Origin of the sequence: Streptomyces endocoffeicus (genome assembly GCF_016741935.1) — a bacterium.
GTDB classification, from domain to species: domain Bacteria; phylum Actinomycetota; class Actinomycetes; order Streptomycetales; family Streptomycetaceae; genus Streptomyces; species Streptomyces endocoffeicus.
In genome coordinates this window covers 397,990-416,826 of the sequence record NZ_JAERRG010000006.1, presented here as the reverse complement: position 1 = coordinate 416,826, position 18,837 = coordinate 397,990, and the positions used below count along the sequence as shown (strand labels likewise).

Below are 18,837 nucleotides of genomic sequence, written 5' to 3'. Positions count from 1 at the left end.
ACGGACGGTCAGATCGTAACCGGCGGTGATGGCCACGGGTTGGCCGTCGAACACACCACAGACCGGCCGTGGGCAGGCCCTCCTGGGCGATGCCATGCGCACCCACGACACGGGCCGTGCCGCTCCCTACAGGTCGATCTCGATGTAGTCGATGTCGGTGAACTCCACCAGCAGGCCCTGGGCGCGGCGGCCGCGGTCCTTGAAGTAGATCTCCTGCAGGCCCTCGGCGGCGATGTCGCGGAGCCGCTGTTCGGCGGCGCCCTCTTCCTGGGCGTCGAAGAGGCGCGCGGCATACCGCGGCGGCAGCGCCTGGGTGATGTGGCGCAGCCGGGCGTCGTCGGTGGTGCCGGGGGCGGCGGTGAAGCCGAAGCGGGCGCGGGTGTCGAGGACGATGCCGCCGGTGGTGGCGGCCTGCTTCTTGGCCCTGGCGCGCACCTGCGGCTGCCACCGCTTCCGTACCTCGCGCTCCATCCGGGTGGCGAGGGGCTTACGGGGCCGCTTGAGCTGGTCCTTGACGTACCGCTCGACGGTGCGCTGGGAGATGCCGAGCAGATCGGCCACCGGCCGGGTGCCCTTGAGCTGTCTGACCAGATAGCGCATCCGCGTACCGGCCGACTTGGGGATGGGACGGGTGAAGGAGCCCTCCACCGCCTTGTCCAGGCTCTCGGCGAGCTTGCCCATCGTCGTCTCTACTCTCCGTTGTCCGGGGCGCTGACGTGGCCGTCCTTGATGTACCGCGCGAGGTTGAGGTCAGCGCCGTGCTCCTCGCGCACGCCCTCGGCCCACAGGGTCGTCTGGGTGCCCTCGTGCTTGACCATCCCCGGACTCACCCCGATCCGGAAGCCGCCCGGCAGCGGTTTGCCCTCCTTGTGGGGCAGGAAGTCCAGCGGGCTGGGTCCGTCGGACGGGTAGACGGCGCAGTCGGAGAGGACCGCCACCGGGTACTGGCCGGTGGCCACCGCCGTCTTGAGCATCTTGCGGTGCATATTGATCCGCGCCTTGGAGATGACCGCCGCGCGGATGTCGGGCCGCCACGTCGGGCGCTGGAGCGCGGGCCAGGGCCGGCCCGGGCGCCAGCCCCCGCCACGGGGGCGTTCGCGCAGCTTGCCGATGCCGCCCTTGACGGTCGCCTTGATCGCGGAGAGGACGATCGCCATCCGCGGATCGGCCTGCCGGTGGCCGTCCATCGCGGTCAGGAACTCGCCCGGCTCCATGCCGGTGGTGACCCCCAGGTCGGTCATCGTGGCGATATAGGCGTCCCGAAGCCGTGTGTACCAGGCGTCCAGGTAGCGGCCGTTGTCCGGGCGGAGGTACGCCTCGATGGGGGCGACGCCGTAACCGAGTTCGACGGCGTAGGCGACGGTCGGCGTGGCGTACCAGGCGGGTCCCGACGGCCGCTCCCCGGTCGGGGTGAAGGGGCTCGGCAGACGCGGATCCAGTTCGATGTGGGAGAGGTCCACCAGCCATGAGCCGGGGACCTTCGGGTCGAACGGCGACCGCTTGGCGTGCACGGGCGCGCCGAGGCCGAAGACGGTGCCGTTGGCGGCCGCGGCGAAGGCCATGTTGACGTCGATGCCCACCACATAGCGCTTGGCGCACTCGTCGTCGGTGAGCGGCCGCGCCCAGTCGTACGCCTCCTCCACCAGGACCTCTTCGGGGGTGCGCTGGTGGAAGCGTGGCAGGTGGGCCAGGAGCGGGTGGCCGTCCGGGGCTTCGGGCGGGGCGCACTGCACCGGCTGGGTGCCCAGTGAGCCGGGGTTGTGCTCGCTGTGCCGTCGTCCGCCGCTGTCCGGCTCACCGGCGCGGGTGGGCGGGTGCAGGGCGGTCATCAGCTCCAGGCCGGTGACGGCGGTGGAGCCGCAGGGGGTCATGACGCGGTCGGCGTACGTACCCAGCAGTTGTGCCAGGTCGGCGGGCGGCAGTTGCGCGGCCTCGCCCCAGGAGCGGGCGTCGAGGGCATCCCAGCCCAGGACGCACAGCTGGACGCAGGCGCGCAGCGCGCCCTCGGCGGGGCGGTAGATCCGCGCCCACGGGCCGAGTCCACGCCGGGTGAGCTGCCAGTCGGCCTTCTCCAGCTGCTTGAGGACCTTGTGGCCCTCGGCCAGCCGACCCGCCCGCCGCTCCTCGTCGGTCAGCCGGGCCGGTAGGCCGAGGCGCACCGCGGCGGCGTCGGTGAGCACCAGCACCGGGTCGGCGTCCCTGCCGTTGCGGTTCAGCCGTGGGGCGCCCAGGCGCGCCTCGGCCAGAGACCACTCCACGAGAGCGGGGAGGGACCTGGCCGGGATGTCCAGGATCAGACCGCCGGGGCAGTACGCCGCAAACTGGTCCTCCGCGAAGTCGACGACCGCCAGCGGGCCGTTGGCGAAGCGCGGGTCCACGGCGGGGGTGGCGGCGGTGGTCTTGGGGCCCGCTGTGGTGGGCGCCGTCGCGGGTTGCCGCGCCGCGTCCGGGCGCCGCGATGCGGACGGCCGGGGTGGGCGGACCCGCGGCTGTGCCGGGGCGGGAGCGGGGAGTCCCGGCGCCTCCATGGCCGGGGCGGGGAGTCCCGGCGCCTCCGCGGCCGGGGCATGGAGGTCCGGCGCCTCCACGGCTGGAACAGGGAAGCCCGGCGACTCCGCGGCCGGGGCGGGGAAACGGTCGGCCAGGCCCTTCAGGAGCCGGGCGTAGGCGGCGCGCTTCGGCTGCCGCGGCTCGGTCTTGCCGGATTCCCAATTGCCCACCGCTTCCCGGCGGATGTCCAGCGCCCCGGCGACCTCGGCCTGGCTCAGCCCCGCGGCCTCACGCAGCCTCTTGCGCTCGGCGGGTGTCGGCAGATCGTCCTGGGCGACCTGCTCCAGGAGCGCGTCGACAGCGCTGAACAACTCGTCCTCAGCGGGCACAGGGCTCACCTCCGGGCAGACCCTATCCCAATCGCTCTGCGCGGCGCACGCTTCATCGCACGCTCAATCACTCCTACCGCAAACGGGTCGGCCGAAAAGGACGGCCGACCCGGCGATCGGACATGACGACGAACTCGTCGACGAAGACGAACTGATTAATCGTCAACACACTTGGGGTACTTCGAGCCCCGATTGCAGTCGTGATAGTCGTACTTACTGACGCGGAACTTCTTCTCCCCGTCCCCCTTGCTCGGCTTGACGACCAAGTAGAACTTCTTTCCGTCCTTGACCTTGTCGGTCACCTGCCCGTCAGGGCCCCGGTCGAAATCCTGCGCGCAGCCGGCGAGCGAGGCAAAAGCGGTCATTACCAAAAGGGCGGCGGCAAGGCGACGCATATGGTGCTCCGATCAACTTGGGGACCGGCACAGTGTAAGAGAGACGCGTCATCGGCAGCACCGCCGGGGACGTCCACATCCAGCAACGACGGCCCATCCGGCGAAAGCGCCGAAGAAGGACCAGAGAACACCCCCATCCCCTCCACCGAAACACCACAACATTCGATATCTCTTCCACTGGCGGCTCGATGGCCGTCAGACTCTTTTCGGCTCGCGTTTCTTGCGCGAGCCCCCCGTTACACGCTGGTGACAGTGGGGACAGAGTCGTAACGGTGCACGGGGACAACTCAAGGGCCGGGTGACGGGTCGTAATGACCGGGAAATCCACCCACGGCACTTCAACCGACAGCACCCACACCACACGAACGGGGACCCACCCATGACGCACATCAAGCGCGCCCTGGCCGTCGCGGCAGTGACCGGCGCCGGCGCGGCCGCCCTCATGGTGGCCGCGCCCGCGGCCTCCGCGGCGCCCTCGCACGCGGCGTACAACGGCGCCTGCGGCTCCGGCTATACGGTCGTCAACTCCACCGAGGTCGGGGACAAGGGCACGGCGTATCTCACCTACAGCTCCACCACGGGCAAGAACTGCCTGGTCGCGATCCGGAACGTCGCCGGTGAGCCGGTCCCGATGACCATCTACCTCTCGCGGAGCGACACGGAGATCCACAACATCTACGACAGCGGCGACTACCGCTCCTACGCCGGGCCCATCTACACGAACGCACGGGGCACCTGTGTGGACTGGTGGGGCTGGATCGACGGCGTGCGCTTCGAGAAGGCCAACACCAACTGCGGCTGACCCCCGCCCCACTCGGTGCCCCGCACGCTGTGGCGTGCGGGGCACCGCTGTCGCTACGAGCCGTGACATCACCCGGCGGCATGAGCTACGCGGTCACCTTGGCGAGGAACGCGGCGACGTTCGCCACGGTCCGCTCGATCTTCTCCTCCAGGGTGAGCGACTCCTGCGGGCGCGATCCGGCGCCCGCGTCCTTCTTGCCCCGCACATACAGCGAGCAGGCGAGGTCGCTGCATATATAGGCGCCCACCGAGTTGCCCTGCTGCCTGGCCTTCCCCGCCTTCGGCGCCACCATCAGGGACACGCCGCCCGTGTGGGCCGTCAGGCACATCGAGCACATGCTGCGCCGCGCCTGCCAGGAGGCGGGACCGGGGCAGCGCAGCGCGAGGGCGGTCGGGCGGCCGTCCAGCACGGTGACCAGATAGGCACGGCTGGGGGCCTGCGGATCTCGCCAGCCGAGGTAGTCCAGGTCGCCCCAGGGCCGGTCGGCCAGGTCGCGCGGGATGGACAGGCGCTTCGCCTCGCCCTTGGTGCAGTTCACGAACGCGGCACGGATCTCTTGCTCAGTCATCGGCTTCATGAGCCGCACGCTAATTTGCCTAAAGCCTTTAGGCAAATGCATAATCGGTTCTGGTCGAGGAGAGGAAGGGTATGGATGGCACGGGTAGGACTGACCACGGAACGCCTGACCCGGGCGGGGGCGGAGCTCGCCGATGAGGTCGGCTTCGACCAGGTGACCGTCTCGGCGCTGGCCAGGCGGTTCGACGTCAAGGTCGCGAGTCTCTACTCGCACGTGAAGAACTCACAGGACCTCAAGACCAGGATCGCCCTGCTCGCCCTGGAGGAGCTCGCCGACCGGGCCGCCGACGCCCTGGCGGGACGGGCGGGGAAGGATGCCCTTACCGCCTTCGCCAACGTCTACCGCGACTACGCCCGCGAGCACCCCGGCCGCTACACCGCGGCCCGGCTCAGGCTCGACCCGGAGGCGGCGGCCGCCAGCGCCGGGGTGAGGCACTCACAGATGACCCGGGCGATCCTGCGCGGCTACGACCTGGACGAACCGGACCAGACACATGCGGTCCGGCTGCTGGGCAGCGTCTTCCACGGCTACGTCAGCCTCGAGATGGCGGGCGGGTTCAGCCACAGCGCCCCGGACAGCCAGGAGAGCTGGTCGCGGACCCTGGACGCGCTCGACGCCCTGCTGCGGAACTGGCCCGCGCCCTGACGAGGCGCGTATCGCTCATCGCGGGTCCACGCGGATCCCTATCTGCGTCCCTACGTACACCACCTGCATCCCTACCTGCGTCCCTACGTACACCACCCGCATCCCTGCATACATCCCTGATCAACAGGCTGGAACGATGCACACCACCGAACACCACTGGATCACCACGCCCATCACCGCCGACATCCTGCGGGGCGCCCTCGACCTCGAGCGCACCGCGCACGGGCTGCTGCCGCACCGGCTGCCCGCCTGGGCCCGCGCCCAGTGCGCGGACGGGCAGCTCGCCATGGTGGAGGCCCAGCCGTCCGGCGTACGGCTGGTCTTCCGCACCCGGGCCACCGCCGTCGAACTGGACACACTGCCCACCAAGCGGGTCTACGCGGGCGCCCCGCCCCGCCCGGACGGCGTCTACGACCTGCTGATCGACGGCCGTCTGACCGCCCAGTCCACGGTGACCGGCGGCAACACCCTGGCCATCGACATGGCCACCGGGACCGCCGAGAGCCACCCCGGCCCGGCCGGCACCGTCCGCTTCGCCGACCTGCCCGACGGCGTCAAGGACATCGAGATCTGGCTGCCGCACAACGAGACCACCGAGCTCGTCGCCCTGCGCACCGACGCCCCCGTCGAGCCCGTACCGGACCGGGGCCGCAGGGTGTGGCTGCACCACGGCAGTTCGATCAGCCATGGCTCCGACGCCGCGAGCCCCACCGCCATCTGGCCCGCGCTCGCCGCCTCCCTCGGCGGGGTGGAACTGATCAATCTGGGCCTGGGCGGCAGCGCCCTGCTCGACCCGTTCACCGCACGGACGATGCGGGACACCCCCGCCGACCTGATCAGCGTCAAGATCGGCATCAATCTGGTCAACGCCGATCTGATGCGGCTGCGCGCCTTCGGCCCGGCGGTGCACGGCTTCCTCGACACGATCCGCGAGGGTCATCCGACCACGCCGCTGCTGGTCGTCTCCGCCATCCTGTGTCCCATCCACGAGGACACGCCCGGCCCCGCGTCCTTCGACTTCAGCGCGCTCAGCGCCGGAAGGCTGCGGTTCCTGGCCACCGGAGACCCCGCCGAGCGCGCCGCCGGGAAGCTGACGCTGGGCGTCATCCGGGAGGAGCTGTCCCGGATCGTCGAGCAGCGGGCGGCCGACGACCCCCACCTCCACTACCTCGACGGGCGCGAGCTCTACGGCGAGGCCGACGCCGTCGAGCTGCCGCTGCCCGATGAGCTCCACCCGGACGCGGCCACCCACCGCCGTATCGGGGAACGCTTCGCCACGCTGGCCTTCGCCGCCGATGGTCCGTTCGCGGACCACAGCGCCTGACGCCGGGCTCCGTCCGGTACAACGGGAAGGAACGAGAAGGAGCACCGGCGCCCGTGCGAGGGAGGGCCGCGATGACGCCCGATGTGTGGGTGCGGGTCAGCAGCGCGACGTTCGGCGGCCGCATGGTGCGCGCCGACACCATCGAGCAGGTCAGATGGGACAGGCAGACACCCCAGCACCTGATCCTGACCCTCCACAGCGGTGAAGAGGTCCGCCAGGACGTACGGGCCGGCGCGTCGGTCGACGACATGGACGACACCGAGGGCCCCGATCTCGCCGAGCGGCTGGTGAGCGCGATCGCGCGGGCCTCGGACCGGCCCGGTGGCCACATGCTGGAGCTGAGGCCCGATGAGAGCACCGAAGGCGTGGAGTGGCTCCGGACACCGCTGGTGGACAAGTTGTGGGCGGGGTGAGCCGGGGTCTCCCCCGGGCGGCCCGCCCCCTGCGCCGCATCGGAGCCAGGCCCTACCCTGGTGGCCGTGCACATCTGCTTTGTCTGCAGCGGGAACATCTGCCGGTCGCCGTCCGCCGCGCTGGTCTTCGCCGAGCGTCTGCGCCGGGCGGGACTCGACGGCGCGGTACGGGTCAGCAGCGCCGGTATCGGCCCCTGGCACGCCGGTGACCCCATCGACGAACGGGCCGGCGAGTTGCTGGCACGGCACGGCTACCCGGTGGAGCATGTCGCGGCCCAGTTCGGTGCCGAGCACCGGGACGCCGAGCTGTTCCTGGCGATGGACCGCGGCCACGAGAAGGCGCTGCGCCGGCTGGTCGACGATCCGTCCCGGGTCAGGATGCTGCGGTCCTTCGACCCGGATGCCACCGGTGACCTGGACGTACCCGACCCGTACTACGGCGGCCCGGAGGGGTTCGACGAGGTGCTGGCCATGATCGAGGCCTCGGTGCCCGGCCTGCTGGCCTGGGTGCGTGAGCGGCTCGGTGCATGAGCGCCCGTGCCGAGGCCGGGACGGGCGAGGACCCCGGCGCCGCGGCGGCCCGCCTCACCGGCCGTCCCGCGACCCGGCGGCGGCCGCTGTCCGCCGCGCTCACCGAAGTCACCCTCGACGGCGGGCAGACGGTGATGGTCAAACGGGGTGACGATCCCGGCGCGGTGGAGGCCGAGGCGGCGGGGCTGCGCTGGCTGGCCGACGCCGGTACGGTCCGCGTCCCGGCGGTGCACGGCCACGACCGGCACTGGCTGGTCACCGACCAGGTGCCGGCCGGCCGGCCGAGCGCCCGGGCGGCGGCCCGGTTCGGCCGCGACCTGGCCGGCTTGCACACCGTCGGCGCGCCCGCGTTCGGCGCCCCGCCGCCCGACGGCCCCACGGACGCGTACATCGGCATGGCCCCGATGCGCAATGTCACGGGCACCGACTGGCCGCGCTGGTACGCCGAACACCGGGTGCTGCCCTATCTGCGGCGCGCCGTCGACGACGGCACGGTGCGCCACGGCGAGGCCGAGGTGATCGAGCGCGCGTGTGAGCGGCTGCCCGAGCTGGCCGGACCCGCCGAGCCCCCCGCCCGGCTGCACGGCGATCTGTGGAACGGGAACGTCCTGTGGGGCGCCGACGGGCAGGCGTGGCTGATCGACCCGGCCGCGCACGGGGGCCACCGGGAGACCGATCTGGCGATGCTCCACCTGTTCGGCTGCCCGCACCTCGACCGGGTGCTGGACGGCTACCAGGAGGTGGCGCCGCTCGCCGAGGGCTGGGCCGACCGCGTCGGACTGCACCAGCTCTTCCCGCTGCTGGTGCACACCGTGCTGTTCGGCCGCGGCTACGCCGGGCGGGCGGTCACGGTGGCCCGGACCGCCCTGGCGCGGTGACCTGCCGCAACTCCTCGTACAGCCCTTCCAGGGCGGTGTGGTCGTCGTCCGTGCCGGTGTGCGGGGCGGCGAACCAGCGCGCGTACTCGGCGATCTCGGAGAGGCGCCAGTCGAGGGCGAACAGCTCGACCATCGCCGGGTCCGGGCGCAGCCGGTCCCCCGCACCGGCCGCGAGCAGATCGGCGTAGTCCCGCTCGCGTGGCGCGAGGGCCAGCGACTCCCAGTCGACGAGCTTCAGCCCCCACGCGCCCACGACCTGGTTGTCGTTGTGCGGCTCGCCGTGGGTTGTCACCCACTGGTCCCGGCGGGAGTGGGCGAGGTCCGCGAGTTCGAGGTAGCGGTCCGTCCAGCGGGTGATCGCGGCATGGTGTGCGGCGATCGCGGCCCGCGCCTCCTCCGCCAGCGGGCCGGACGTCCAGGGCCGGGCGGTCCCGGCCCGCAGCCCGCCCGGGAACTCGGGGCCGACCTGGGGAGTCCAGTGCCGCAGGCCGGGTGGCGGTGTGGCGCGGTGCAGCGTGGCCAGCGCGGCCTCGACCTCGCGGACGTGCGGGGGCCGGTTCGCCTCTTCCTCGGTGGGGCTCCGTCCGTCCAGCCACGGCGTCACGCTCAGCACGCCCGTCTCGACGCCGACGGTGAACCGGCCGGACGACCGGGCGGGCAGCGGCGCGCACACCACGTCCACACCGGCCGCGGCCAGTGCCGCCGCCCCCGCGTAGGCGGCCTCCAGCGTCGCCTCGGTGTGCCGCGGCTCCAGCTGGTCCAACGTCACGAACAGGGTCGTGCCGCCACCGGCCACCCGCCAGTGGTGTGCGCCGAAACCCCAGGGCAGATACGCGACCCCGGCGACTTCCGGCAGCCAATGCGCGGCGACGGCATGCGCGATCGCTTCGTCGCTGATGAAGGAGGGACGGGAGAGCACAGGGCCCGATCTTAGGGAGTGGGTGGCCCACCGTCACCGGAATTTCCGACGGCCCGTGCCGTCACCCGCGCGGACGGAAACCGATGCGTCCGGTGGCCCGTCTTGGGGGGCGGAATCACACGGATGGAAAGCCAGGGTGGAGCAGGTGGACAGCGGTACGACGGCGCCGGTGCGGGCGGGGGTGGCCCGGCGGGCCGGGCGCCGGGTGGTGCGGTGGGCCCGGTGGGGTGACGCGACGGGGGACGCGCGGGGCGGGTCGCCCTGGACGCGGGGGCGGGTGCTCGCCGTGCTCGCGGTGCTGACGGCCGGGCTGCTGGTGTTCCACCGGTCGGTGCCCAACTCCGTGGGGCACCTGGGCAGTTTGCTGGAGGCGTTCCTGCCGTGGCTCGGCGTGGTGGTCATGGTGCTGCTCGGCCTGGCGCTGCTGCGCCGTTCGGCCCTCGCGCTGGTGGCGCTGCTGCTGCCGGTGGCTGTGTGGACGTATCTCTTCGGCGAACTGTTCCTGCCCGGGGCGGAGCCCGGCCCGCGTGACCTGGTGGTGGTGCAGCACAACGTCAGCGACGAGAACACCGATCCGGCGGGTACGGCCCGCGCCCTGGCCGACACCGAGCCCGATCTCATCGCACTGGAGGAGCTGGTGCCCCGCGCGCTGCCGGTCTACGAGCAGACCCTCGCCCCGGACTACCCGTACCACGCCGTCCGGGGCACCGTCGGGCTCTGATCGACCAGGTCATGGCCCGCTCGGCAACCGTCGGCCACATCCGCGCCCTGCCCGCCACCGGCAGCGACCACCTGCCGGTCGCCGCCAGGATCACGCTGGACTGAGGGGGACCCGCCCGGACCATGCGCATCCCCCGGTGCACCCACCTGCCCCATGCACCAGTCAGTACAAATTCGGATAAAATGGTATGGACGCACGATCAACGACGACCACCCGCCCCGCTGCTGCCGCCGAACCTCGGCTGGCGCCACTGACGCCGCGGCCAAGCCCGCCCCCAGCGCGCAGGAGGAGAATCATGAACCGTCGCGTCGTCCACACCCGTGGCGGGCCGCCCGCCGACGTCCTGACCGTCGTCGAGGGGCCGGAGCCGACAGTGCCCGAGCGCGGCCAGGTCCTCATCCGCACCACGGCCTTCCCCGTGCACCCTGGCGATCTCCAGGCCGTCGAGGCATACCCGGGGACGGCCGCACAGCCGCTGCCGGCCGGTCTGGAAGCCACCGGCGTGGTGGAGGCGATCGGCCCGGGGACCCCCGTGGCGCCGGGTGTCGAGGTCGGTGCCCGAGTGACGGTCTTCCCCCAGCCGGGGGCGTGGGCCCAGTGGGTCGTGGCGGACGCCGAGGTGACCGCCGCCGTACCGGAGGAGCTGTCGGACGAGGTCGCCGCGCAGCTGCTGGCCAATCCGCTCACCACGGTGATGCTGCGCCGTGAGGCGCAGGAGCACCTGGCCTTCGGATACGACGGTCTAGTGGTGCAGACCGCCGCGGGCTCGTCGGTCGGGCGGCTGGTGACGGGCGTGTGCCAGTTCCACCACCTGGCACTCGTCAACGTCGTCCGCAGTGAGCGCGGCGCGGCCGAGCTGCGCAAGCGGTTCCCGGACGTGCCGGTCGTGTCGACGGAGCATCCGGAGTGGGCCGACGAGGTCCGCTCGGTGGCCGGGGGCCGTGCGGTGAGCGTGGCCCTCGACCCGATCGGCGGGAAGCTGGCGGAGCGCCTGCTGGATCTGCTGGCGCCGGGCGGAAAGCTGGTGAGTTACGGGCTGATCGCCGAGGAGCCGATCTCGGTGCACGCGGCGACACTGCTGAACAAGTCGCTGACGCTGCGGGGCAAGAACGTGGTCGGCCGGTGGCTGTCCGAGGCGTCCGCCGAGCGGCGGGCATCCGACGTGGCCACCGCGCGGCAGATCGCGCTGGGGCCCACGGACCAGTTCGACGTGGCCGCCACGTACGGCCTCGGCGAGCTGGCCGGCGCCGTGGAGCACGCGGTGCGGCCCGGCAAGGTGGGCACCGTCCTCGTCCGCACCTGGTAGCCGTGGTAGCCGTGTTAGCCGCCACCACGTCGTGGGGTCTCCTCGGGAGCGGTCCCGGGATGTGCGGGTTAGAAATGCGGCGCACGCATTCCCGACCCAGGAGGTTCCACTGATGAGTACCGGTATGCGCTGGAGGACCGCGACGGCCGCGGTGACCACGACTCTGGCGGGCGCGCTGGGACTCGGCCTGATGTCGCCGGTGGCGCAGGCCGCCGCACACGGGCCCTGCTACGACGGGCGGTGCAAGGTCACCGTGTCGAGGCCCACGAGCATCAAGGTCGACAGCCATCGGTTCGGGTTCGGAAAGCTGCGGATCACCCACATCAGCTCCCGGTCCGTGAAGATGGCGGCCACCACTACGGGCGGCGCGCACCTGAGCGGCAGCACCAGCCCGGGCGGCACCGTCAGGCTCAACAACCTGAGCGTCGGGGTGCGGTCGGTCAGCGGCCACAAGGCCAAGCTGGTCCTGTCGTCCTGATGTTCTGACTCCTCGTCGACTCCGCACGGAATGGCATCCCGGCGCATGCGTCCGCGCCGGGATGCCATCCGTAGTACGGTTCCGTCGTCACGCGCCGCGAACCGGATTCCTGCTCGGACAGGACTCGCCTCGGCTGCCCATTCCGGCCCGATCATGACGAGGACCCAGAGCGATGCCACCGTCCCTCAGCAACTTCAACATGGACCTCCTGGTCCCGCTGCATGCCCTGCTGATGGAACGGAGTGTGACCAAGGCGGCGGAGCGCGTGGAGGTCACCCAGCCCTCGATGAGCACCTCGCTCGCCAAGCTCCGCCGCCACTTCAATGAGCCGCTGCTGGTCAGGGACGGCCGCCGCATGGTGCTGACTCCCTTCGCGGAGTCGCTGGTCCAGCCGGTCACGGAGATGCTGGAGGCGATCAGGGAGGTGGTGGGCGCCAACGCGGCCTTCGACCCGACCACCGACCGCCGGGTGTTCACCGTGACCGCGAGCGACTATGTGGCCATCGTTCTGCTGCGGCCGCTGCTGCGGGAGATCGACACCGCCTACCCCCATGTGCAGATCAGGGTCGCCCCGCTGAACCACGGCATGGTCGACCAACTCCGCAGAGGCCAGTGCGATCTGGTCATCTGGCCGCCGATGATCCAGGACAGGGAGCTGGAGACGTTCTCCAGCGCCACGTTGTTCACCGATGAGTTCGTGGCCGTGGTGGACCAGGACCACCCCGAGGTCGGTGAGGTCCTGACCTCCGATCAGCTCTGCACCCTGCCGTACGTCCAGATCGGGGGGCCGCAGCCCACGATCGCCGACTCGGTTCTCGCTCAACTCGGCCTGCCCCTCCGGGCCGTGGCCGCCACCGACAACTTCACCAACGCGGCCTGCCTGCTCCCCGGCACCCGCATGGTCGCGGTGATACAGCGGCGCCTGTTCGACCAGCTCGGCCCGCGTATCGGTCTTCGGACCGTGGCGCTCGATGTGCCGCTGCCACGGCTCGTCGAGTCGATGTACTGGCATCCCAGGAACACCGTCGACCCCGCCCACCGATGGCTGCGCGAGCGGGTCCTGCGCCTGTGCGCCACCGACCTTCCGGACCGGCCGCACGACGACCTCGGTCCTTCGCGGGGCGCGCGGCCCGACGGGTGATCACTTCGTGGGCGCGGCGAGGGCGGGGGGCCGGGGGCCGTCCCGGTCCGGCGTCCGGTCCCGTTCCACCGACATCCTCAGGCCGATGCCGTTCATCTCCTCGAGGAAGCGCGGGTAGGAGCCGCGGTAGGCGTTCGGGTAGGTCAGCCGGGTCTCACCGTCGGCCGCCGTGCCCGCGACGGCCAGTGACATCAGCACGCGGTGGTCGTTGAACGACGACAGCTCGGCTCCGGTCAGCCGCTCGGCACCGTGGCAGAGCAGTCGCTGCCCGCGCTGCTCGATCCGGGCGCCCATCTTGGTGAGCTGCAGCATCGCCGCCACCCGGTCCGACTCCTTGAGCCTGACGTGGGCCACGTTCTCCAACACGGTGGTGCCGTCCGCCAGCGCCCCGAGCACGGACAGCGCGGGCAGCATGTCGGGGGCCGCCCGGCAGTCGACCCGGGCGGGGCGCAGCCTGATCCCGTCGTGACGGACCCGCACCATGCCGGTCGCCGGGTCGGCCGTCATCGGCAGGCCCATCCCGGCGACGATGTCCAGCAGTTCCGCCTCGGGGTGGTCCACCTGGTCCACGGGGAGCGCGGGCAGCCCCCGGAACAGCACATCGGCCGGGTGCAGCGCCGTCACGGCCAGGCCGAAGGCCGCGGCACCGACGTCGGGGGGCAGCACCACCGTCGCGGGGGTGGGGCATTGGCCGGGCTCGATGTCGAACCGCCGCCCGTTCTCGGAGACATCGACCCGCAGCCCGAACCGCCGCATCATCCGGACCGTCAGCTCCACGTAGGCGCGCTCGTTGAACTCGCCCTCCACGGTGATGGTGCTCGGCCCGGTCGCGAACGGCGCCACCATGAGCAATCCGGAGATCCACTGCGAAAGAATGCCCTCGATACGTGCGTGGCCCCCTTTCGGGCGGCGCGGCCGTACGGAAATCGGCGGGCCGCCGGTGGGCGAATCGAGGTCAATGCCGAGATCGGACAGGGCCTGCAGCTGCGGGCCTATCAGACGCCGGGGGAAAGACTTCTGCCCCACGATGGTCACCGGCGCGCTCGCGAGAGAGGCGAGCCCGGTGAGGAAATAGAGCGCCGTACCCGCACTGCCGACCGAGACCTGCGATCGCAGCGGACGGTACGGACCCCCGTGCACGAGGAAGTCGTCCCCGTCCACCTCGATCCGCGTACCGAGGCCGCGCAGCGCGGTGATGGTGTGCCGGATGTGCTGCGCGTTCGACAGCCCCACGATGCGGCTGGTCCCGGGGGCGAGTGACGCCAGCACCAAGGCGCGATGCGCGTGGTATTTCGAGGTCGGAACGGCGATCTGCCCTTTGACCTGACCGGATGACCGCTTCACATGCAGCCGCATCCCACTCCCCCGATCCACCCGTTCACTCGAATCCACCATTGGCGGCGTCGGGGTTCACGCTAGCCACCGCACAGTGCGCTCGGAAATCCCGAACTGCTTATGCCTGGCATCTCCCTCCGGGATATAACCCATTGACCCCCAGAAGACGCCGAACCCGGCGCATCGCCCCCACGCTCACCTTTCGGTGATACGGGCGGTCAGCCGGGTCAGCAGGGGTACGCAGTCCCGCAGTCGCCGCCGCTCGTCGGGGGTGAGCGTGTCGCGGATGGCGGTGCCCAGCCAGCCGGCGCGCTGGGCGCGCTCCCGCTGCAGGCGGGCGCGGCCTGCGTCGGTGATGTGCAGCAGGAGCTTGCGGCCGTCACTGGGGTGGGGCTCGGTGCGCACCAGGCCGTCGCCGAGCAGTTCCTTGACGGATTTGGCGGCCGACTGGTGGGTCACTCCGCGCCGGTGCGCGAGGTCGGCCGTGGTCTGCGGGCCGCCGCGGTCGAGGTGGCCGAGGATGGCGGCCCCTCCGGAGGGCATGGTGTCGGCGGCCCGTACGGCGCGGACGAGTTCGCCGACCGCCTGGTCGTGGACCCGGGTGGCCTCACCGAACCGCACGCGCTGGACGGCGCGGACGCGGTCCTGGTGACCCACAAACACTTCGACCACTTCTCCGAGGAGGCGCTCCGCAAGGCCGCGGAGAACAACCCGGCCCTGCGCATCTGGACCAACACCTCCGTCGCCGAGCAGCTGGCCGGCCTCGGCACCCGGGTCACCACCGTCGGCGAGGGCGAGTCCTTCACCGCGGCGGGATTCGGGGTGAAGGTCTACGGCACCTGACACGCGCCCATCCACCCCGACATCCCGCCGGTCGGCAACGTCGGCTTCCTCATCGACGACGCCCTCTTCCACCCCGGAGACGCGCTCACCGTCCCCGATGCCACCGTCGACACCCTGCTGCTGCCCGTGCACGGCCCCTGGTCGACCACCGGGGACCTGATCGACTACGTACGGGAGGTGGCCCCACGGGACGCCTACGCCATCCACGACGGCGCCCTCAATGACGTCGGCAACGCGATGCTCGGCGGGTTCCTCGGCGACAACGGCCCCGGCGTCGGGGCCCGCTATCACGGGCTGACCGCGGGCACCTCCGTCGACATCGGCTGAGTTCGCGGCCTTGCACGGCGCGCGCCGCGGCAGGGCACACCGCCCTACGGCAACGTGTCCTGCTCGACGGCGGCGGTGCGCAGCGCCTCGGCGACGCGCACCGCCGCCTCGTCCCGCGGCCCCGGCGTGCCCTGGCACCCGGCCGGTGTCTGACCCCCGGCGCCACCCGCCGGCGCCCGACCCCCGGCGCGGCCCTCGGCGCGACCCCGAGTGACCGTCTGACATCGAGGCCGAGCCGGACCCACCCCACCCGGCCGCGCCACGCACCACCCGATTCCTTCCTCTCCTCACTCCACTCCATGTGACGGACGTCACAGTATGCGGGAACCTTGTCCTCAGGTCATCATATGACCCGATCGCCGCAGGCAGCCGGAGCCGATCGCGCCCCGGACACCACAGCAAGCGCGGCGGCGCTCCCCCATAAGCACAAGCCAAGGACGAGGAGGGGCATGAGCGACCAGGACAGGCCGACGCGACCGCGCGTGGGCGTGGTGGGGCTCGGGGCCATGGGACTCGGCATGGCGCGCAGCCTGCGGACGGCGGGCTACGACGTCGGGGTCCACGATCTGCGGCCCGAGGTGGCCGAGGGCTTCGCCCGCGACGGCGGGACGGCGTACGCCTCCCCCGGCGATCTGGCGGCCGCGGTGGACGTCGTGGTCAGTGTCGTGGTCAACGCGGCGCAGGTGGAGTCGGTGCTGTTCGGTGCCGACGGGGCCGCCGACCGGCTTCGCCCGGGGGCCGTCTTCGTGATGTGCTCCACGGTCGACCCGGGCTGGTCGGCGGAGCTCGGGGGACGTCTGGCCGAGCGCGGTGCGCTCTACCTGGACGCCCCCATCTCCGGTGGCGCCGCGCGCGCGGCGACCGGTGAGCTGACCATGATGACGTCGGGCCCCGCCACGGCGTACGCGGTCGCCGACCCGGTGCTCGAGGCCATGAGCAGCACGGTCTACCGCCTGGGCGAGCAGCCCGGCCTCGGTTCGAAGGTCAAGATCGTGAATCAGCTGCTCGCGGGTGTGCACATCGCCGTGGCGGCCGAGGCCATGGCACTGGGCCTGAAGGCCGGTGTCCCGGCCGAGGCGCTCTACGAGGTCATCACGCACAGCGCGGGCAACTCGTGGATGTTCGAGAACCGGATGGCGCATGTGCTCGCCGGTGATTACACGCCGCTCTCCGCCGTCGACATCTTCGTCAAGGACCTGGGGCTCGTCCTCGATTCGGCACGGCCGGAGAGGTTCCCGCTCCCCCTTGCCGCCACCGCTCACCAGATGTTCCTCCAGGCGTCGGCGTCCGGTCTGGGTTCGGAGGACGACAGCGCGGTCATCAAGATCTTCCCCGGGGTCGATCTCCCCCAGCCGGTGGGTGCCTGACATGGGCATCCGACTCGGCTGCATCGCCGACGACTTCACCGGCGCCACCGACCTGGCCAACAACCTGGTGCGGGCGGGCATGCGCGTGGTCCAGCTGATCGACGTACCGCCGCCCGGCGCCGAACGGCCGGTGGACGCGGACGCCGTGGTCATCGCGCTCAAGTCACGGACCGTTCCGGCCGCCGACGCCGTCGACGCGTCGCTGCGGGCCCTCGCCTGGCTGCGGTCCGCGGGTGCCGAGCAGATCTACTTCAAGTACTGCTCCACCTTCGACTCGACGCCCGCCGGCAATATCGGGCCGGTCACCGAGGCCCTGATGGACGCGCTCGGCACCGACTTCACCATTGCCACGCCCGCGTTCCCCGACAACGGGCGCACGGTCTTCAAGGGCCATCTCTTCGTCGGCGATGTGCTGCTCAGCGAGAGCGGTATGCGCCATCACCCGCTCACCCCGATGACCGACCCCAATCTGGTCTCGGTCCTCGGCGCGCAGACCACACGAGCGGTCGGCCTGATCGACCACACCGTGGTCGGCCACGATGCCACGGCGGTCCGGGCCCGCATCGACGAACTGCGCGCGCAGGGCGCCGGAATCGCCATCGCCGACGCCGTCTCCAACGACGACCTGGTGCGCCTCGGCGCGGCGGTTCAGGGGATGCCCCTGGTGACCGCCGGTTCGGGTCTGGCCATCGGGCTGCCCGCGAACTGGGGGTTCACCCCGTCCCGCGCCGCCGCACAGCTGCCGGCGCCCGGCGGCCACCGGGCCGTCATCTCGGGATCGGTCTCCGCCGCCACCAACCAGCAGGTCCAGGAGTTCCTGCGCACCGGCCGCCCCGCGTTCAGCGTGGATCCGCTGCGGGTCGCGACCGGTGAGGACGTGTCCGGCCAGGCGCTCGCCTTCGCCGAGGCGCATCTGGCCGACGGGCCCGTCCTCCTCTACTCCACCGAGGCGCCCGAGGCGGTCCGCACCGTCCAGACCCGGCTCGGCGGCGCCGAGGCCGGCGAGCTGGTGGAACGGACCCTGGCCCGCGTGGCCGAGGGCCTGGTGCGGCGCGGTGTGCGTCAACTCGTCGTCGCGGGCGGCGAGACCTCGGGAGCGGTCGTCCGGGCGCTCGGCATCACCGGACTGCGCATCGGACCGCAGATCGACCCCGGTGTGCCCTGGTGCGCGGCGGCGCTGCCCGGCGGGGACACGCTCCACATCACGCTGAAGTCCGGCAACTTCGGTGGCCCCGCGTTCTTCACCGACTCCTTCGCCCTGCTCGACCGGGAGGTCTCATGACCGAGCTCCGCGACATCGCCGTGGACGAGGCACGCGACGAGATCGTCCGGGTGGGCACGAGCCTGTTCGACCGGGGCTATGTGCACGCCAGCGCCGGGAACATCAGTGCCCGGATCGGCGACGGCCATCTGATCACGCCCACCGACGCCGCCCTGGGCTTCCTCGAGCGCGACCGCCTCGCGCTGGTCGACGCCCAGGGTGAGCAGCGCGCGGGCGACCGCGCGAGCAAGACCCTGACGCTCCATCGGCGTATCTACGCGGCCGACCCCACGGCCCGGTTCATCATCCACACCCACTCCACCCACCTGGTCGCGCTCACCCTGGCCGGGGTGTGGAGCCAGGACGACGTACTCCCGCCCATCACGCCGTACTTCGTGATGAAGGTGGGGCACGTTCCGCTCATCCCCTACCACCGGCCCGGCGACCCGCGCGTGGCCGACCTGGTGACCGCCCGGATCGCCGACCGCCTGGCGAGCCACACGCCGATCAGGGCCGTCCTGCTCGACCGGCTCGGCCCCGTGGTCTGGGGCCCGAACGCGGCCGCCGCCCTCGCCGTCCTCGAAGAACTCGAGGAGACGGCGCGTCTCTGGCTCCTGACCGACCGTCGACCGGGGCCTCTCACCACCGACGCGATCGACGAACTGAGGACCACGTTCGGCGCCGCTTGGTGACCT

Annotated in this window: 19 protein-coding genes and 2 pseudogenes; 14 read left to right on the top strand and 7 right to left on the bottom strand. The window is 71.8% G+C overall.

All coding sequences use genetic code 11. The features are described from left to right. Positions 1-126: 126 nt before the first annotated feature. The 3 genes from tpg to JK364_RS18505 all read right to left on the bottom strand — a co-directional run bounded on the left by tpg (position 127) and on the right by JK364_RS18505 (position 3,274). Positions 127-681: a telomere-protecting terminal protein Tpg gene (gene tpg / locus JK364_RS18515; RefSeq protein ID WP_201852202.1), complete on the bottom strand. Its 555-nt coding sequence runs from the start codon at positions 679-681 to the stop codon at positions 127-129. An 8-nt stretch (positions 682-689) separates the two neighbouring features. Further along, the gene (tap, locus tag JK364_RS18510; protein ID WP_201852201.1) at positions 690-2,879 is read right to left on the bottom strand and encodes a telomere-associated protein Tap; all 2,190 of its coding nucleotides are present in this window, start codon (positions 2,877-2,879) and stop codon (positions 690-692) included. Between the two features lie 155 nt (positions 2,880-3,034). After that, positions 3,035-3,274 carry a hypothetical protein gene (locus tag JK364_RS18505; RefSeq protein WP_201852200.1) on the bottom strand — a complete coding sequence of 80 codons (240 nt, stop codon included), beginning with the start codon at positions 3,272-3,274 and terminating at the stop codon, positions 3,035-3,037. Between the two features lie 388 nt (positions 3,275-3,662). Between JK364_RS18505 and JK364_RS18500 the strand changes: the two genes are divergently transcribed. Beyond that, complete coding sequence (locus JK364_RS18500; RefSeq protein WP_372461958.1) at positions 3,663-4,076, top strand: spore-associated protein A; 414 nt, start codon at positions 3,663-3,665, stop codon at positions 4,074-4,076. Positions 4,077-4,161: 85 nt separating this feature from the next. On the opposite strand, the gene JK364_RS18495 is transcribed toward JK364_RS18500, so the two are convergent. Continuing rightward, on the bottom strand, positions 4,162-4,653 hold the full coding sequence (locus tag JK364_RS18495) for an FBP domain-containing protein (RefSeq protein WP_201852198.1): 492 nt from the start codon (positions 4,651-4,653) through the stop codon (positions 4,162-4,164). Between the two features lie 75 nt (positions 4,654-4,728). On the opposite strand from JK364_RS18495, the gene JK364_RS18490 reads away from it, so the two are divergent. The 5 genes from JK364_RS18490 (at position 4,729) to JK364_RS18470 (ending at position 8,444) form a co-directional block, all read left to right on the top strand. Next, positions 4,729-5,298 (top strand): TetR/AcrR family transcriptional regulator, encoded by a 570-nt coding sequence (locus JK364_RS18490; protein WP_201852197.1) that lies wholly within the window; start codon positions 4,729-4,731, stop codon positions 5,296-5,298. Between the two features lie 136 nt (positions 5,299-5,434). Then, positions 5,435-6,622: a GDSL-type esterase/lipase family protein gene (locus JK364_RS18485; protein ID WP_201852196.1), complete on the top strand. Its 1,188-nt coding sequence runs from the start codon at positions 5,435-5,437 to the stop codon at positions 6,620-6,622. A 71-nt stretch (positions 6,623-6,693) separates the two neighbouring features. Further along, positions 6,694-7,035: a hypothetical protein gene (locus JK364_RS18480; protein ID WP_201852195.1), complete on the top strand. Its 342-nt coding sequence runs from the start codon at positions 6,694-6,696 to the stop codon at positions 7,033-7,035. 66 nt (positions 7,036-7,101) lie between these two features. Beyond that, entirely contained in the window at positions 7,102-7,566 is a 465-nt protein-coding gene (locus JK364_RS18475; RefSeq protein WP_201852194.1) for a low molecular weight protein-tyrosine-phosphatase, read from the top strand. Then, positions 7,563-8,444: a fructosamine kinase family protein gene (locus JK364_RS18470; RefSeq protein WP_201852193.1), complete on the top strand. Its 882-nt coding sequence runs from the start codon at positions 7,563-7,565 to the stop codon at positions 8,442-8,444. The genes JK364_RS18475 and JK364_RS18470 overlap by 4 nt, the downstream gene beginning before the upstream one ends. Here JK364_RS18470 and JK364_RS18465 read toward each other — a convergent pair. Then, on the bottom strand, positions 8,413-9,363 hold the full coding sequence (locus tag JK364_RS18465; protein ID WP_201852192.1) for an aminoglycoside phosphotransferase: 951 nt from the start codon (positions 9,361-9,363) through the stop codon (positions 8,413-8,415). The genes JK364_RS18470 and JK364_RS18465 overlap by 32 nt on opposite strands. 277 nt (positions 9,364-9,640) lie before the next feature. Between JK364_RS18465 and JK364_RS18460 the strand changes: the two are divergent. From JK364_RS18460 to JK364_RS18445, 4 genes and pseudogenes are all read left to right on the top strand, one after another. Beyond that, positions 9,641-10,081 (top strand): annotated as a pseudogene (locus JK364_RS18460) (endonuclease/exonuclease/phosphatase family protein); the annotation flags it as partial. Positions 10,082-10,379: 298 nt separating this feature from the next. Next, positions 10,380-11,390, top strand: a complete 1,011-nt coding sequence (locus JK364_RS18455) for a zinc-binding dehydrogenase (RefSeq protein ID WP_201852191.1) — start codon at positions 10,380-10,382, stop codon at positions 11,388-11,390. A gap of 112 nt (positions 11,391-11,502) precedes the next feature. Continuing rightward, positions 11,503-11,868: a hypothetical protein gene (locus JK364_RS18450; RefSeq protein WP_201852190.1), complete on the top strand. Its 366-nt coding sequence runs from the start codon at positions 11,503-11,505 to the stop codon at positions 11,866-11,868. Positions 11,869-12,040: 172 nt separating this feature from the next. Beyond that, a complete protein-coding gene (locus JK364_RS18445; RefSeq protein WP_201852189.1) occupies positions 12,041-13,009 on the top strand; it encodes a LysR family transcriptional regulator in 969 nt (322 codons plus the stop codon). Here JK364_RS18445 and aroA read toward each other — a convergent pair whose 3' ends face one another. Next, positions 13,010-14,365 (bottom strand): 3-phosphoshikimate 1-carboxyvinyltransferase, encoded by a 1,356-nt coding sequence (gene aroA / locus JK364_RS18440; RefSeq protein ID WP_201852188.1) that lies wholly within the window; start codon positions 14,363-14,365, stop codon positions 13,010-13,012. A gap of 174 nt (positions 14,366-14,539) precedes the next feature. Beyond that, positions 14,540-14,887, bottom strand: a complete 348-nt coding sequence (locus JK364_RS18435) for a MarR family winged helix-turn-helix transcriptional regulator (protein WP_201852187.1) — start codon at positions 14,885-14,887, stop codon at positions 14,540-14,542. A 42-nt stretch (positions 14,888-14,929) separates the two neighbouring features. Here JK364_RS18435 and JK364_RS18430 point away from each other — a divergent pair. The 4 genes and pseudogenes from JK364_RS18430 to JK364_RS18415 all read left to right on the top strand — a co-directional run bounded on the left by JK364_RS18430 (position 14,930) and on the right by JK364_RS18415 (position 18,834). After that, positions 14,930-15,514 (top strand): annotated as a pseudogene (locus JK364_RS18430) (MBL fold metallo-hydrolase). 449 nt (positions 15,515-15,963) lie between these two features. After that, entirely contained in the window at positions 15,964-16,881 is a 918-nt protein-coding gene (gene ltnD / locus JK364_RS18425; protein WP_201852186.1) for an L-threonate dehydrogenase, read from the top strand. Position 16,882: 1 nt separating this feature from the next. Next, positions 16,883-18,163 (top strand): 3-oxo-tetronate kinase, encoded by a 1,281-nt coding sequence (otnK, locus tag JK364_RS18420; protein WP_201852185.1) that lies wholly within the window; start codon positions 16,883-16,885, stop codon positions 18,161-18,163. After that, complete coding sequence (locus JK364_RS18415) at positions 18,160-18,834, top strand: class II aldolase/adducin family protein (RefSeq protein WP_201852184.1); 675 nt, start codon at positions 18,160-18,162, stop codon at positions 18,832-18,834. The genes otnK and JK364_RS18415 overlap by 4 nt, the downstream gene beginning before the upstream one ends. Positions 18,835-18,837: the final 3 nt, after the last annotated feature.

Excerpts from the sequence above, each read along its gene's own strand:
- JK364_RS18470 (WP_201852193.1), top strand. The coding sequence starts at position 7,563 with ATGAGCGCCCGTGCCGAGGCCGGGACGGGCGAGGACCCCGGCGCCGCG.
- JK364_RS18435 (WP_201852187.1), bottom strand. The coding sequence starts at position 14,887 with ATGCCCTCCGGAGGGGCCGCCATCCTCGGCCACCTCGACCGCGGCGGC.
- ltnD (WP_201852186.1), top strand. The coding sequence starts at position 15,964 with ATGAGCGACCAGGACAGGCCGACGCGACCGCGCGTGGGCGTGGTGGGG.
- otnK (WP_201852185.1), top strand. The coding sequence starts at position 16,883 with ATGGGCATCCGACTCGGCTGCATCGCCGACGACTTCACCGGCGCCACC.
- JK364_RS18445 (WP_201852189.1), top strand. The coding sequence starts at position 12,041 with ATGCCACCGTCCCTCAGCAACTTCAACATGGACCTCCTGGTCCCGCTG.
- JK364_RS18495 (WP_201852198.1), bottom strand. The coding sequence starts at position 4,653 with ATGAAGCCGATGACTGAGCAAGAGATCCGTGCCGCGTTCGTGAACTGC.
- JK364_RS18415 (WP_201852184.1), top strand. The coding sequence starts at position 18,160 with ATGACCGAGCTCCGCGACATCGCCGTGGACGAGGCACGCGACGAGATC.
- aroA (WP_201852188.1), bottom strand. The coding sequence starts at position 14,365 with ATGCGGCTGCATGTGAAGCGGTCATCCGGTCAGGTCAAAGGGCAGATC.
- JK364_RS18450 (WP_201852190.1), top strand. The coding sequence starts at position 11,503 with ATGAGTACCGGTATGCGCTGGAGGACCGCGACGGCCGCGGTGACCACG.
- JK364_RS18455 (WP_201852191.1), top strand. The coding sequence starts at position 10,380 with ATGAACCGTCGCGTCGTCCACACCCGTGGCGGGCCGCCCGCCGACGTC.
- JK364_RS18485 (WP_201852196.1), top strand. The coding sequence starts at position 5,435 with ATGCACACCACCGAACACCACTGGATCACCACGCCCATCACCGCCGAC.
- JK364_RS18480 (WP_201852195.1), top strand. The coding sequence starts at position 6,694 with ATGACGCCCGATGTGTGGGTGCGGGTCAGCAGCGCGACGTTCGGCGGC.
- tpg (WP_201852202.1), bottom strand. The coding sequence starts at position 681 with ATGGGCAAGCTCGCCGAGAGCCTGGACAAGGCGGTGGAGGGCTCCTTC.
- JK364_RS18505 (WP_201852200.1), bottom strand. The coding sequence starts at position 3,274 with ATGCGTCGCCTTGCCGCCGCCCTTTTGGTAATGACCGCTTTTGCCTCG.
- JK364_RS18490 (WP_201852197.1), top strand. The coding sequence starts at position 4,729 with ATGGCACGGGTAGGACTGACCACGGAACGCCTGACCCGGGCGGGGGCG.